Origin of the sequence: Streptomyces sp. NPDC096132, from assembly GCF_044763345.1 — a bacterium.
Classification (GTDB): domain Bacteria; phylum Actinomycetota; class Actinomycetes; order Streptomycetales; family Streptomycetaceae; genus Streptomyces.
Map to the genome: position 1 here is coordinate 447,222 of NZ_JBIWGA010000004.1, position 13,551 is coordinate 460,772.

Below are 13,551 nucleotides of genomic sequence, written 5' to 3' on the forward strand. Positions count from 1 at the left end.
GCTCCGGAGCGCGTACGCGGATGGAACGCGCCCCAGGATACGAGCCATGAGAATCCCCACGAAGTGAACGATTGTTAGCTGCACTTGCGGGGCAGACGTCTGGCAAGGCGCCCTGGCGTGCGACCCTCGCTTCCCTCCGTGCGCCTCCCCTCCGCCTCCCCCGCCGATCAGAGCCGCTCGGCACTCTGGGAGACGGCAAGCGCCGCCCACCGCTCGCCGGTCCGCGTCAGTCCACCCGCACCCCGACGACCGGCGCACGGCCGCCTTGATTCGGGGGTTGACATGGCCACACGGAAATTTGGGGTACGCGGACTGGGTGCAGCCGCGGCGGCGGTCGTCGGCATGGCCGCGGGCGCCGTCGTCACCATGGCGGCACAGCGCCATGCCCTGGAGGCATTGCGCATCCGGCTGGACCGTCTGGAGCAGACCGCCCACTCCCAGAAGCACACCAACCTGGCCAACCAGCAGCGCCTGCACTGGGAACTGCTGAGCAAGGCCATCGACGACCCCGAGCTGGCGGAAGTGCTGGACCTCTTCGAAGCGCCGGTGTCCACCAAGCAGCGACGTCAGTACATCTATGCCAACGCCCTGTACACGAACGCGCTCTTTTATTACCGGATCGGCAATATCTCCCGCGAAGAGTTCTTCGGTTACATCCGGGGCATTCTGCAGAATCCCGTCGTGCGGGAGTACTGGCATGCCACCAGCCATCAGCGGGCCACCATTGCCGACGGCTCGGACGAGGCGGAACTCGGGCGCATGGTGGACGAACTCCTGACGCAACTCGAAGAGGCGGACACCGAGGAATGGTGGGTGGTCGGCGAGCCCCCGAGCGCGTAGACGTCCGGCACGCCGGATGAGCCACGCACGACCGAGGGCTCACACTTCCGGCCGCACAACCCCTTCCACGGAATCACACCCACGGCCCATAACGAACAGGTCAAGTCGGCAGTTGAGTGGGATGTCAGGGAGTTGACTCGCGCTTGATCGCGTAGAGGACCCCACCACGAACGTCGCCTACGCCGCCGGATGACGAGCGCACCCCACAGGGCCCGCCTTGCACCGCGCAGCCGTCGTGCGCAAGCCATTGGACCAAGGGAAGCAACAGTGAGTCAGATCATCCGTCGGATCGGTGCATCTCCGCGCGCTCGCGGAAGCGTAAGTGGAGCAAATTGCCCCGATATTTTCGAACTTGCCGATGGCAATTTCGCCGTCATCGGCACGGACGCCACCGATTCACTGGACCCCGATCTTCCCTCCGACGCCTCGCGCGCCGACTACGAACGCATTGTCGTCATCAGCCGCGAGACGCTCATTCGCGCAAAGGCAGATATCCCGGACGCTTGAGTGAGGCCATGGACATCGGAGTCATAACTGGGCTGGTGGGCGCCCTGGGCGGGCTGCTCACCGGCATCGCAGCAATCGTGAATGTGATCAGATCGCGTTCGGCCAACCCGCCGCGCGACGACCAGCACCCGACGCCTCCACCTCCGTAGCGCTCTCAGGTCCGGTAGCCCTCGGCACCGGACCTGACGCTCGCCCGGCACCCGCCCATCGTCACGCCACCGCCGGCACCTCCGCCGGCGCCCCCGGCCCCACATACCGCGCCACGGGACGGATGATCTTCGAGTCCTGCGCCTGCTCCAGGATGTTGGCGCTCCACCCCACCACCCGGGCCGCCGCGAAGGTCGGGGTGAACATCTCCCGGGGCAGTCCGCACAGTTCCATGACCACGCCGGCGTAGAACTCCACGTTGGTGTGCAGCTCACGGCCCGGCTTCAGTTCGGCGAGGATCGCCTCTACGCGTCGTTCCACCTCGACGGCGAACTCGACGCGCGCCCCTCCGAACCGCCGCGCGGTCTCGCGCAGCATGCGCGAGCGCGGGTCCTCCGTGCGGTACACGGCGTGACCGAAGCCCATGATGCGCTCACCGGCGAGAACCCGCTTCCGGATCCAGGAGTCGATGCGGTCGGGGGCGCCGATCGCGTCCAGGGTGTCCAGCGCCCGACTGGGCGCACCGCCGTGCAGCGGCCCCGACAGCGCACCCACGGCCCCCACCAGACACGCGGCCACGTCGGCGCCGGTCGAGGCGATCACCCTGGCCGTGAACGTTGATGCATTGAAGCCGTGATCAATGGTTGAGATCAGGTACTGCTCGACAGCCCGCACCCGCTCCGCTTCGGGCTCGGCGCCGGTCAGCATGTAGAGGTAGTTCGCCGCGTACGACAGGTCCTCGCGCGGCTCTACGGGGGCGAGGTCCTTGCCCAGCCGGTACAGCGCGGTGAGCAGCGTCGGCACGGCGGCCGCCGCCACGACGGTGTCCGCGCGGCGCCGGTCGGCGTCGATGTCGTACACGGGCCGGAAGCCGTGCTCCGCGCCCAGCAGCGACAGGGCGGTCCGCATCCCGGCGAGCGGGTTCGCCCCCGCGCCGGCCGAAGCGATGGCGGGCAGTGCCGCCGTCACCGCCTCGGGAAGCCGTCGCAGGGCGGCGGTCTCGGCCGCGAAGGCGGCGCTGCGCCGGGCGTCCGGCAGGTCGCCGTGGACCAGGAGGTGCCAGACGTCCTCGAAGGGGCGGGCGTGCGCCAGGTCGACGGCCGAGTACTGGCGGTAGTGGTAGAACCCCTCGCGTCCCCGGACGTCACCGACCTCGGTGTCGGCGACGACGACTCCGGCGAGACCGCGCGGTGCGCCGAGGAGTGCCGGGGTGGACGGGTTGACGGATGTGGTGTCGGACGAGGTGACGGTCATGGCTTCCTCCCTAGTATTGATTTGACTGTCCATGCTTGACTGAATCTCTGTCAATATTGATCCAGTCAATATATACACTCTGCGGATACGGTGGCCCCCATGCGCGATCACGAACCCGCCCCCGGCCACGCGGCCCCACGGCTGAGCACCAAGGAGGCCGCCGAGCTGCTCGGCGTGAAGCCCGAGACGGTGTACGCGTACGTGAGCCGCGGTCAGCTGAGCAGCAGGCGTACACCCGGCGGCCGGGGCAGCACCTTCGACGCCAAGGAGGTCGAGGCGCTCGCGCGGCGCAACAGGCGGGAGAGCAGCGGGAGTCCGGGGTCGGGTGGAGACATGTCCGTACGCACCCGGCTGACGTTCATCGACAAGGACCGGTACTACTTCCGCGGTGTCGACGCGACCGAGCTGGCCGCCCGGCACTCCTACGAAGAGGTCGCCGAGTGGCTGTGGACCGGCCGGATGCACCCCGGCACCACGTTCACCGCGCCGGCCTCCTCCGTCGAGGCCGCCCGCCGCGCGGTGGACGCGCTGCCCGAACACAGCGGCCCCACCGACCGGTTGCGGGTCGCCGCCGTCGCCGCGGCGGTCGCCGACCCGCTGCGGTTCGACCTGGCCGAGGAGACCGTGCTCGGCACCGCGCGCATCCTGATCCCCACCCTCGTCGCCGCGCTGCCGCCCAAGCGGTCCGGCCACCGCGACGAGGACTCCCTGGCCCAGCGGCTGTGGGGGCGGCTCAGCGTGGGCCCGGCGACCAAGCCGCAGCTGCGCGTCCTGGACACGGCGCTCGCCCTGCTCGTCGACCACGACCTGGCCGCCTCGACCCTCGCGGTGCGCGTCGCCGCGTCGGCCCGCGCGCACGCCTACGCGGCCGTCTCCGCCGGGCTCGGCGTCATCGAGGGGCCCTTGCACGGCGCCGCGAGCGGGCTCGCGCACCGGCTGCTGCACGAGGTGCTGGACCTGGGCGACGCGGCCCCCGTGATCGCCCAGGAGCTGCGGGCCGGCCGCCGCATCCCGGGCCTCGGTCACCGGCTCTACCCCGGCGAGGATCCACGCGCGCGTGTCCTGTTCGCCCTCCTGGAGGAGATCCCCGAGGCCGCGCCCGCCCTCGCCGCGGCCCGGGACATCGTGGCCACGACCGCCCGGCACACCCCGCTGCACGCCAACGTGGACCTGGCTCTGGGTGTCCTCACGACCTCCTTCGGGATGGAGCCCTCGGCGGGCGAGACCATCTTCGCCGTGGCCCGCACGGCGGGGTGGATCGCCCACGCGCTGGAGGAGTACGGCGAACGCCCGCTGCGCATGCGGCCGAGCGGACACTACGTGGGACCGAAGCCGCCCCAGCAGCTTCCCGGCTAGGACACACAGCCCCGGCCCGAGGAGTCCACAGCGATCCACAGGCACCGCGGGAGGTGCCGCGCGTCAAGTCAGGTTAGGCTCACCTCTGTGAGTACGTGCGCGACCGACTCGCGGAACCTCGGCGAGCCCATGCCCGGAACCGCGGCAACTGCCTCGACCTGGCTCCTGCTGGAACAGGCCGGTCCGTGGGGTGCCAAGGCGCTCACCTCGAGCCATCTGGACCCCGTACTGGGCCGTGCCCTGGAGGCGGCGGCCCAGGGCACGGGCGTCCGCGTCGCGCTCATCCGCCGCCCCGGCCGGCACGCCGACCCCGGCATGCCGCCGCCCGTGCGGCACGTGTACGCGGCCCACACCGCGCCGGGGAACGTCTGGCTGCGCTCCGCCACGACCACCGACCCCGGACGGCTGCTCGACCTCGACTTCGCCGCGCTCGGCCGGGGCGACCACCGCACCTTCGACACCGCGCTGCGCGGCGGGCCGCACACCGGTGATCCGCTCGCCCTCGTCTGCACCAACGGCAAGCGCGACCGCTGCTGCGCCCTTCTGGGCCGCCCGCTCGCGGCCGAACTGGCCGCCTCGGGCGTGCAGGGCGTCTGGGAGGTCACTCATCTGGGCGGTCATCGCTTCTCCCCCACGGTCCTCGTCCTCCCGCACGGTTACGTGTACGGCCGAGCCGAGGCCCACACCGTCAAGGAGGTCCTGCACGGCGTCCAGCAGGGTCGGGTGGTCCTGGACGGGTGCCGAGGGCGTTCGGCCTGGGAGCGGCCCGGTCAGGCGGCGGAGCTGGCCGTGCGGCAGATGACCGGCGAGGACCGGGCGGACGCCCTCGATGTCGTCCTCACCACCGGCGAGGCCCCGCGCTGGGAGGTCACCGTCGCCCACACCGACGGGCGTCACTGGCGGGTCGTCGTGGCACAGGGCGCGTCCCTGCCGCCCCGTCCGGAGAGCTGCGGCGTGTCGGTCCTCGGGGCACCCGCGCGGATGGACGTGACGGTGGTGCACGAACTGGTGGTGGCGGCGGCCGGCTGAAGCGACCGCGTCCACGGTCGGATCCCGCCCCGCGCGGGGCGGCGCCGAACCGTTTCCTCTTGAGTCGGTCAAGAGATCCACACCACACACCCCTACGGCTCTGCCGGCCCGCCCACGTACCGTCTTGGGTATGAGCCCCTCTCCCCTCGCCCGTCGCCTGCGCCTCGGCATGCCGCGGCGCATGTTCTCGCAGGTGCTGATGATGCAGCTGGCGATCGCCGCGGGAGTCGTGGTGCTCGCGACCGGACTGTTCCTCGCCCCGCTCAGCGACCAGCTGGACGACCAGGCGATGCGCCGCGCCCTCGCCATCGCACAGACCACGGCGGCGATGCCCCAGATCGCCGAGGACCTGCAGAGCACACCGCCCACGGTCGACGGGCCGGTGCAGCGCGAGGCGGAACGGATCCGCAAGGCCAGCGGCGCGGAGTACGTCGTCGTCATGGACCTGCGGGGCACCCGCTGGTCGCACACCGACCCCGCCGAGGTCGGCGGCCATGTCTCCACGGACCCCAGTCAGGCCCTGGCCGGGAAGGACGTCATGGAGATCGACAGCGGCACCCTGGGCCGCTCGGCCCGCGGCAAGGTGCCCCTGCGGGACGGCGACGGCGACATCGTCGGGGCGGTCTCGGTCGGCATCGAGTACGACAGTGTGCGGGCCCGTCTGATCCACGCCATCCCGGGACTGCTCGCCTACGCGGGCGGCGCGCTCGCCGTGGGCGCGCTGGCCGCCTGGCTGATCTCCCGGCGGGTCCAGCGGCAGACCCGTGATCTGGCCTTCTCCGACATCTCGGCGCTACTCGCGGAGCGCGAGGCGATGCTGCACGGCATCCGGGAGGGCGTCGTCGCACTGGACCGGTCCGGCCGCGTCCGGCTGCTCAACGACGAGGCACAGCGACTCCTGGGCATCGGGGACGAGGCGGTGGGCCGCTCGCCCGACGAGGCACTCGGCGAGGGACGTACGGCCGATGTGCTGGCCGGCCGGGTGACCGGCACCGACCTGATCGCCGTACGCGGACAGCGCGTCCTGGTCGTCAGCCGCATGCCCACCGACGACGGCGGCGCCGTGGCCACCCTGCGCGACCGCACCGAGCTGGAGCAGCTGGGCCGCGAACTGGACTCCACGCGCGGTCTGATCGACGCGCTGCGCGCCCAGGACCACGAGCACGCCAACCGCATGCACACCCTGCTGGGCCTGCTCGAACTGGAGATGTACGACGACGCCGTGGACTTCGTCGGAGAGGTGGTCGGCGACCACCGGGCCACCTCGGAGCAGGTGGCCGAGAAGATCGAGGACCCGCTGCTGGCCGCGCTGCTGGTGGGCAAGGCGACCGTCGCGGCCGAGCGCGGCGTGGCCCTGTGGGTCTCGGACGGCACCCGGCTCCCGGACCGGCTGGTCGACCCGCGCGGGCTCGTCACGGTCGTCGGCAACCTCGTGGACAACGCGCTCGACGCCGTCGCCGGCACCCCGCACGCACGCGTGGAGGTCGAACTGCGCGCCGAGGGCCGCACCGCCGTCCTGCGGATACGGGACACCGGCCCCGGAATTCCGGCGGAGCAACGCGAGTTGATCTTCACCGAGGGCTGGTCGACGAAGAAGCCGCCCGCGCACGGCAAGCGTGGCATCGGGCTCTCGCTGGTCCGCAGACTCGCCGAGCGGCAGGGCGGCAGGGCGACCGTCGGCGAGGCGGCCGGCGGGGGCGCCGAATTCACCGTCGTCCTGCCCGAGGCACTGGCCGGACCCGATCTGGAACCCGCCCTGGCCGCACCGGCGAAGGGCACTGTCGAGGAGGAGTCGCGATGATCGAGGTCCTGGTCGTGGACGACGACACCAGGGTCGCCCAGGTCAACGCCGCCTATGTCGAGAAGGTGCCCGGCTTCCACGTCGCCGGCGAGGCCCACAGCGCCGCCGAGGCGCTGCGCCAGCTGGAGCTCCAGCCGCAGCTGGACCTGGTCCTGCTGGACCACTACCTGCCCGACGAGACGGGGCTGGAGGTCGTGCAGGAGATGCGCCGGCGCGGCCACCAGACCGACGTGATCATGGTGACGGCGGCACGGGACGTCTCGACGGTGCAGGCCGCGATGCGGCACGGCGCCCTGCAGTACCTGGTGAAACCGTTCAACTTCGCGGGCATGCGCGCCAAGCTGGAGGCGTACGCCGAACTGCGCCGCACGCTCGACGGGGGCGGCGAGGCCGAACAGGCGGACGTCGACCGTATCTTCGGCGCGCTGTCCGCTCCCTCCGAGCCCGGGCTGCCCAAGGGGCACTCCCCCACCACCGCCGAACTGGTCCGCCAGTCCCTGATGAACGCCGAAGGCCCTCTGTCGGCCCAGGAGATCGCCGACCGGACCGGGGTGAGCCGCCAGACCGCCCAGCGCTATCTGAAGCTCCTGGAGCGCACGGGACGGGCCCGGCTGACCCTGAAGTACGGCGACGCGGGCCGCCCGGAACACCGTTACGTGTGGGCGACCCGCGCCTGACGGCACGGCGTGACCGTCAGCCGGCCGCCTTCTCGACGAACTCCGTCGTATAGGTCTTGCTCAGGTCGACGTCGGCCTTCTGGATGTTGGGGTTGAACGCCTTGAGGACCTTCTCCACGGTCTCGGGGCCCTCCGTGGGCATCACGCCGTCCTTGGTGAACATCGGCAGCGTGCTCTTGATGGCCACCGCGTACAACGTCTTGTTGCCCTGGGAGTAGTCGGCCGGCATCTTGTCGGCGATCTCGCTGGCGCTGTGGGTGGACATCCACTTGAGCGTCTTGACGAATGCATTGGCCAACTTCTGGACCGTGTCCTTGTGACTGTTGACCCAGTCCGTCTGCATGTACAGGCTTGACGACGGATACGGCCCGCCGAGCGCCTCCATCGACCCCTGCGGTGTGCGCATGTCGAGGAGGACCTTCCCCGCCTTCTTGTCCAGGACCGTCGCGACGGTCGGGTCGGTCGTCATGCCCGCGTCGATGGCGCCCTTCTGGAGCGCCGAGATGAACGTCGGTCCCGCACCCACGGCGACCGGGGTGAACTCGCTGATCTTCACCCCGTTCTTGACGGCGAGGTACTTGGTGAGGAAGTCGGTCGAGGAGCCGAGGCCGGTGACGCCGAGCTTCTTGCCCTTGAAGTCCTTGGGCGAGGTGATGTCGCCCTCCGCCTTGGTGGAGACGATCTCCACCTCGCCGGGTGCCTGCGAGAACTGCACGACGGACTCGACCGCCTTGCCCTTCACCTGAAGGTCGAGCGTGTGGTCGTAGAAGCCGACGGCGCCCTGGACCTGGCCGGACACGAGGGCGGTCTCGGCCTGCACACCGGCCGGCTCGCTCAGCAGCTCGACGTCGAGGCCCTCGGCGTCGAAGTAGCCGAGCCGCTGGGTGAGCATCGCGGGCAGGTAGATGACCTTGTCCAGGCCGCCCACCATGATCTTGACCTTCGTCCCCTTGCCGTCCCCGCCGGAGCCGGTGGAGGCGGTGCTCGCCGCGTCGTTGGCACAGGCGGTGAGCGAGGAGAGGGCGAGCAGGCCGGCGACGGCGAGAGCCGTGTGTCTGGCGGAGAAGCGCATGGAGGGTTCACGTCCTTGTGAGAAGGGTGGTGCGAGGAGGGGATCGTTCAACGAAAGATCGGAACGGGCGATCCGGCGGAGGATCGTTCAACGAGAGTTCAGAGGGATCAGCTGTCGGAGCCCGACGGCTTCCACCGGAAGATGCGGCGCTCGGCGAAGGTCAGCAGTCCCTCGGCCACGAGCGCGACGACGGCGAGGATGACCATCGCCGCGTACACGCCGGCCGCGTTGAAGGTGCCCTGGGACTGCGCGACGAGCAGGCCGATGCCCTTGGTGGCGCCGATGTACTCGCCGACGATCGCGCCGATGAGGGCGAAGCCGAAGCTCACGTGGAGGCTGGTGAAGATCCAGGAGGTGGCCGAGGGGATGACGACCTGAAGCGTCACCCTGCGGTCGCTCGCGCCGAGGATGCGGGCGTTGGCGACGAGGTTGCGGTCGACCTCACGGGCGCCCTGGAAGGCGTTGAAGAAGACCGGGAAGAACACCAGGACGACGGCCGAGGCCACCTTGGACGCGGGGCCGAGTCCGAACCAGATCACGAAGATCGGCGCCAGGACGATACGGGGGATCGAGTTGAGCACCTTGATGTATGGACCAAGGACATCGGCGAGGAAGGTGATCCGCCCGAGCGCGATACCGCACACGACACCGGCGACCACACCGATGACCCAGCCGAGCAGTGCCTCGTAGAGCGTGTACCAGATCTGCTCGCCGAGGGAGCCGAGCGCGGTCCCGTGCGTGACCCAGGTCCAGATCTGGTCCCAGATCTTGGAGGGCATCGAGAAGTTGAACGGATCGATGGCCTTGGCCCGGGAGAGCGCCTCCCACAGGGCGAGCACGGCCACCAGGAGCAGGATCCGGGAGGCTCCGACGACGATCTTGCGCCGGCGGGCGGCACGCGCGCGTGAGTGCGCGCGGTCCGGTGCCTTGACCGTGTCCACGACGGGCGTGCTGAGGACGTCAGGCGACATGGGCGGCACCTCGTTCGCGGGTGATGCGGACCTCATCGCCCAGGGACTCCCAGATCTCGCGGTAGATCTCGATGAACCGCGGCTCCAGACGCACCGACTCGACCTTGCGCGGGCGCGGCAGGTCGATGTCGAAGACCTGCTTCACGGTGGCCGGTCCCGCGGTCATGACCACGACCTTGTCGGCCAGCGCGATGGACTCCTCCAGGTCGTGGGTGACGAAGACGACCGAGGCGCCCGTGCCCTCCCACAGCTCCAGCAGCTCGTCCGACATCAGGGCCCTCGTCTGCACGTCGAGCGCCGAGAACGGTTCGTCCATGAGCAGGATCTCGGGGTCGTTGACGAAGGTGGCGGCGAGGGCGACGCGCTTGCGCTGGCCGCCGGAGAGCTGGTGCGGGTAGCGGTCCTCGAAGGCTGCGAGCCCCACCCGGGCCAGCCACTCGCGCGCCTTCCGCTTCGCCTCGGCCTTGGGTACGCCGCGGAAGCGGGGGCCCGCCATGACATTGGACAGGACCGTACGCCACGGGAACGTCGCGTCCTGCTGGAAGACGAAGCCGACCTTGGCGCCGACGCCACGCACCGGCTGCCCGGCGACCAGGACCTCGCCCCGGGTCGGCTCCTCCAGGCCGCTGACCAGGGTCAGCGTGGTCGACTTTCCACAGCCGGTCGGTCCGACGACGGCCACGAACTCACCGCGCCCGATGGTGAGGTCGAGATCCCGGACGGCCGTGTGCAGACCCCCCGAGGGGGTCCTGAAGACCTTGCTCGCGCCCCGCAGCTCGATGGCGGGGCTGGTGTGTGCGCTCATGGCCGGGGACGGTAGATGTGAGCCGGGACACGGCATCAGCCTTGTGTGCGCATGCGCTTCTTTTGCTTGCAAGAGGGTGTTGTGCTCGTTTTGCGCGCGCTACAACAACGGAGCCGAAACACGGGCTCAACGCCCGCCAGGCCTTGACGGAGAGAGTTCCGATGATTGACGTCCTGGTCGTGGACGACGACTTCCGCGTCGCTGAGATAAACGCCAAGTATGTGGGCAGGGTTCCCGGCTTCCGGGTGGCCGCCCGCGCACACAGCGCCACCCAGGCGCTGGCCACCGTGCAGCGCGGAACCATCGACCTGGTCCTGCTCGACCACTATCTCCCCGACGGAACGGGGCTCGAACTCGTCCACCGCATGCGGGAGCAGGGTCACGGAACCGACGTCATCATGATCACTGCGGCCGGCGACGTCAGCACCGTGCAGACCGCCATGCGCCTCGGCGCCCTGCACTACCTGGTGAAACCGTTCACCTTCGCCGCCCTGCGCACCCGCCTCGACTCCTACGCCGCACTGCGCCGCACGGTGGACCGGGTCGGCGGCCGGGGTGTCGCCGGCCAGGAACAGGTTGACCGGATCTTCGGCGCCCTGCGCACCACCCCCGCGCCCTCCTCCCCCGGGCTGCCGACCGGTCACTCGGAACCCACCACGGACCTGATCTGCGCTGTCCTGCACCGCGCCGACCATCCGCTCTCGGCCCACGAGGTCGCCGCCGAGACCGGCCTGAGCCGCTCCACCGCCCAGCGCTACCTCCGCCACCTGGAACAGGCCGGCCGCCTGCGCCTCTCCCTCAAGTACGGCGACACCGGCCGCCCGGAACACCGCTACGCCTGGGTGGCACCGTAACGATCCACGTGCAACCGATGCCGTACGAGGGATCGGGCGCCGGACGCTAGACGGCCCCCGCCCCCGTCAGTGAGCGGACCTCGGTCTCCGCGTGCTTGGCCTCATCCGCGATCTCGGCCGAGGTGACCGTGCCGAGCCAGCCCGCGAGGAATCCCAGCGGGATCGACACCAGACCGGGGTTCTGCAGCGGGAAGTACTGGAAGTCCACGCCGGGGAAGAGCGACTCGGGGCTGCCCGACACCACCGGCGACAGCACCACGAGCACGAGCGCCGGCACCAGCCCGCCGTACACCGCCCACACCGCGCCCCGTGTGGTGAAGCCCCGCCAGAACAGCGAGTACAGCAGCACCGGCAGATTCGCGGAGGCCGCGACCGCGAACGCGAGCCCCACCAGGAAGGCCACGTTGAGATCGCGGGCCAGCAGCCCCAAGGCGATCGCGACCACGCCGATACCGACGGCGGCGATCCGCGCCACCGCCACCTCGCTGCGGGGCTTCGCCTGCGCCTGCCTGCGGCGCAGCGAGGCGTACAGGTCGTGCGCCACCGAGGCCGAGGAGGCGAGCGTGATCCCGGCGACGACCGCGAGAATCGTCGCGAAGGCGATCGCCGCCACGAACGCGAACAGAACCGTGCCGCCCTTCGAGTCGGCTCCGCCGCCCAGATCGAGCGCCAGGAGCGGAACCGCGGTGTTCCCCGCCGCGCTCGAGCCGCGCACGGTCTCGGGGCCGAGGATCGCCGCCGCCCCGAAGCCGAGAACGATCGTCATCAGATAGAAGCCGCCGATGAGCCCGATCGCCCAGACGACGGACCGCCGTGCCGCCCGCGCGGTCGGCACGGTGTAGAAACGCGACAGGATGTGCGGCAGCCCCGCCGTGCCCAGCACCAGCGCCAGCCCCAGACTCATGAAGTCGAAGCGCGCGGTCCAGTCCCCGCCGTACTTCAGCCCGGGCGCCAGGAACGCCGCCCCGTGGCCGCTGCGCTCGGCTGCCGTCAGCAGCAGCCGGTCGAAGTCCCCGTGGAACCGCAGCAGGACGAGCACCGTGAGCGCGATCGTGCCGCCGAGCAGCAGAACCGCCTTCACGATCTGAATCCATGTGGTGGCCCGCATCCCTCCCAACGACACATAGATCACCATGAGCGCGCCGACCCCGATGACGGCCCACGCCTGGGCCGCTTCCCCGGTGTTCCCGAGCAGCAGAGCGACCAGGCTGCCCGCACCCACCATCTGCGCCACCAGATAGAGAACGGACACCGTGACCGAGGAGGTTCCCGCCGCGATCCGCACCGGCCGCTCACTCATCCGCGCCGCGACGACATCGGCCAGCGTGAACCGTCCGCAGTTGCGCACCAGTTCGGCGACGAGGAACAGCACCACCAGCCAGGCCACGAGAAAACCGACCACGTACAGCAGCCCGTCGTAGCCGAAGAGCGCGATGAGCCCCGTGACGCCGAGGAAGGAAGCGGCCGACATGTAGTCACCCGCGATGGCAAAACCATTCTCCATCGGGGAGAACAGCCGCCCGCCCGCGTAGAACTCCTCTTCCGACCCCTGCCGGTTGCGGCTCACCCAGGTCGTGATCCCCAAGGTGACCGCGACGAACGCGCTGAACAGCAACAACGCCAGCGTCTGATGGTGGCCGGTCACAACGCACCGCCCCTTGCCTCACGCGTCAGTTCCTGGGTGTCCCAGCGCAGTTCGAGCGCCGCACGGTCCCGGCGCAGCCGAGCGTGCCGGGCGTAGGCCCAGGTGAGCAGGAACGTGCTGAGGAACTGGCCGAGCCCCGCGATCAACGCCACGTTCACCGCACCCACCACCGGCCGCGCCATGAGGCCGGGCGCGGCCGTCGCGGCCACGACGTAGCCCACGTACCAGAGGAAGAACCCCACACCCGCCGGCCCCACGAACCGCCGATACCGGCTGCGCACTTCCTGAAAGGCCGCGCTGCGCTGCACCTCGAGGTAGACCTGGGCCGCCGCCACGGCCCCGTCCTCCCACCCCCGGCGGGGCGCCGGCACCTCGCCCGCGGACGTACCCGCGAGCCCCATCGCGCCCGGCTCGCCCCACCCCGATGCGAGCGCGTCGTACCACGGGTCCTCGTAGCGCACCTCGCCCGGTGCCTCGACGAACTCCGGGCCCCGGCCCTGCTGGTGCTCGCCCGATCTCTCAGGACCGTCCCCGCCGCCGCGGGCACGACCGTTGCTTGACTGCATGCCCAAGGATGGACAGAACGGGAAGAT

Annotated in this window: 13 protein-coding genes; 7 read left to right on the top strand and 6 right to left on the bottom strand. The window is 70.5% G+C overall.

Going from position 1 to position 13,551, the window contains the following annotated elements:
- Positions 1-282: 282 nt before the first annotated feature.
- Positions 283-840, top strand: a complete 558-nt coding sequence (locus ACIRF9_RS12600; protein WP_403819700.1) for a DUF6082 family protein — start codon at positions 283-285, stop codon at positions 838-840.
- 267 nt (positions 841-1,107) lie between these two features.
- Positions 1,108-1,347: a hypothetical protein gene (locus ACIRF9_RS12605; RefSeq protein WP_403819702.1), complete on the top strand. Its 240-nt coding sequence runs from the start codon at positions 1,108-1,110 to the stop codon at positions 1,345-1,347.
- A 210-nt stretch (positions 1,348-1,557) separates the two neighbouring features.
- On the opposite strand, the gene ACIRF9_RS12610 is transcribed toward ACIRF9_RS12605, so the two are convergent.
- On the bottom strand, positions 1,558-2,748 hold the full coding sequence (locus tag ACIRF9_RS12610; RefSeq protein WP_403819704.1) for a citrate synthase/methylcitrate synthase: 1,191 nt from the start codon (positions 2,746-2,748) through the stop codon (positions 1,558-1,560).
- Positions 2,749-2,847: 99 nt separating this feature from the next.
- Here ACIRF9_RS12610 and ACIRF9_RS12615 point away from each other — a divergent pair, with 99 nt between their 5' ends.
- The 4 genes from ACIRF9_RS12615 to ACIRF9_RS12630 all read left to right on the top strand — a co-directional run bounded on the left by ACIRF9_RS12615 (position 2,848) and on the right by ACIRF9_RS12630 (position 7,611).
- On the top strand, positions 2,848-4,104 hold the full coding sequence (locus ACIRF9_RS12615; RefSeq protein WP_403819706.1) for a citrate/2-methylcitrate synthase: 1,257 nt from the start codon (positions 2,848-2,850) through the stop codon (positions 4,102-4,104).
- Positions 4,105-4,191: 87 nt separating this feature from the next.
- Complete coding sequence (locus ACIRF9_RS12620) at positions 4,192-5,133, top strand: sucrase ferredoxin (RefSeq protein ID WP_403819708.1); 942 nt, start codon at positions 4,192-4,194, stop codon at positions 5,131-5,133.
- A gap of 130 nt (positions 5,134-5,263) precedes the next feature.
- Positions 5,264-6,934, top strand: coding sequence for an ATP-binding protein (locus tag ACIRF9_RS12625; protein ID WP_403819710.1), 1,671 nt, complete (start codon positions 5,264-5,266; stop codon positions 6,932-6,934).
- A complete protein-coding gene (locus tag ACIRF9_RS12630; RefSeq protein WP_403819712.1) occupies positions 6,931-7,611 on the top strand; it encodes a response regulator in 681 nt (226 codons plus the stop codon). The genes ACIRF9_RS12625 and ACIRF9_RS12630 overlap by 4 nt, the downstream gene beginning before the upstream one ends.
- A gap of 16 nt (positions 7,612-7,627) precedes the next feature.
- On the opposite strand, the gene ACIRF9_RS12635 is transcribed toward ACIRF9_RS12630, so the two are convergent.
- The 3 genes from ACIRF9_RS12635 to ACIRF9_RS12645 all read right to left on the bottom strand — a co-directional run bounded on the left by ACIRF9_RS12635 (position 7,628) and on the right by ACIRF9_RS12645 (position 10,459).
- The gene (locus tag ACIRF9_RS12635; protein WP_403819713.1) at positions 7,628-8,683 is read right to left on the bottom strand and encodes an ABC transporter substrate-binding protein; all 1,056 of its coding nucleotides are present in this window, start codon (positions 8,681-8,683) and stop codon (positions 7,628-7,630) included.
- Positions 8,684-8,790: 107 nt separating this feature from the next.
- Positions 8,791-9,654, bottom strand: a complete 864-nt coding sequence (locus ACIRF9_RS12640; protein ID WP_403819715.1) for an ABC transporter permease — start codon at positions 9,652-9,654, stop codon at positions 8,791-8,793.
- A complete protein-coding gene (locus tag ACIRF9_RS12645) occupies positions 9,644-10,459 on the bottom strand; it encodes an ABC transporter ATP-binding protein (protein WP_403819717.1) in 816 nt (271 codons plus the stop codon). Before ACIRF9_RS12645 ends, ACIRF9_RS12640 begins: the two co-directional genes overlap by 11 nt.
- A gap of 161 nt (positions 10,460-10,620) precedes the next feature.
- On the opposite strand from ACIRF9_RS12645, the gene ACIRF9_RS12650 reads away from it, so the two are divergent.
- Complete coding sequence (locus tag ACIRF9_RS12650) at positions 10,621-11,313, top strand: response regulator (protein ID WP_403819719.1); 693 nt, start codon at positions 10,621-10,623, stop codon at positions 11,311-11,313.
- A 46-nt stretch (positions 11,314-11,359) separates the two neighbouring features.
- Here ACIRF9_RS12650 and ACIRF9_RS12655 read toward each other — a convergent pair whose 3' ends face one another.
- Positions 11,360-12,958 (bottom strand): cation acetate symporter, encoded by a 1,599-nt coding sequence (locus tag ACIRF9_RS12655; protein ID WP_403819721.1) that lies wholly within the window; start codon positions 12,956-12,958, stop codon positions 11,360-11,362.
- Positions 12,955-13,524 carry a DUF485 domain-containing protein gene (locus ACIRF9_RS12660; protein WP_403819723.1) on the bottom strand — a complete coding sequence of 190 codons (570 nt, stop codon included), beginning with the start codon at positions 13,522-13,524 and terminating at the stop codon, positions 12,955-12,957. Before ACIRF9_RS12660 ends, ACIRF9_RS12655 begins: the two co-directional genes overlap by 4 nt.
- Between the last annotated feature and the right edge of the window lie 27 nt (positions 13,525-13,551).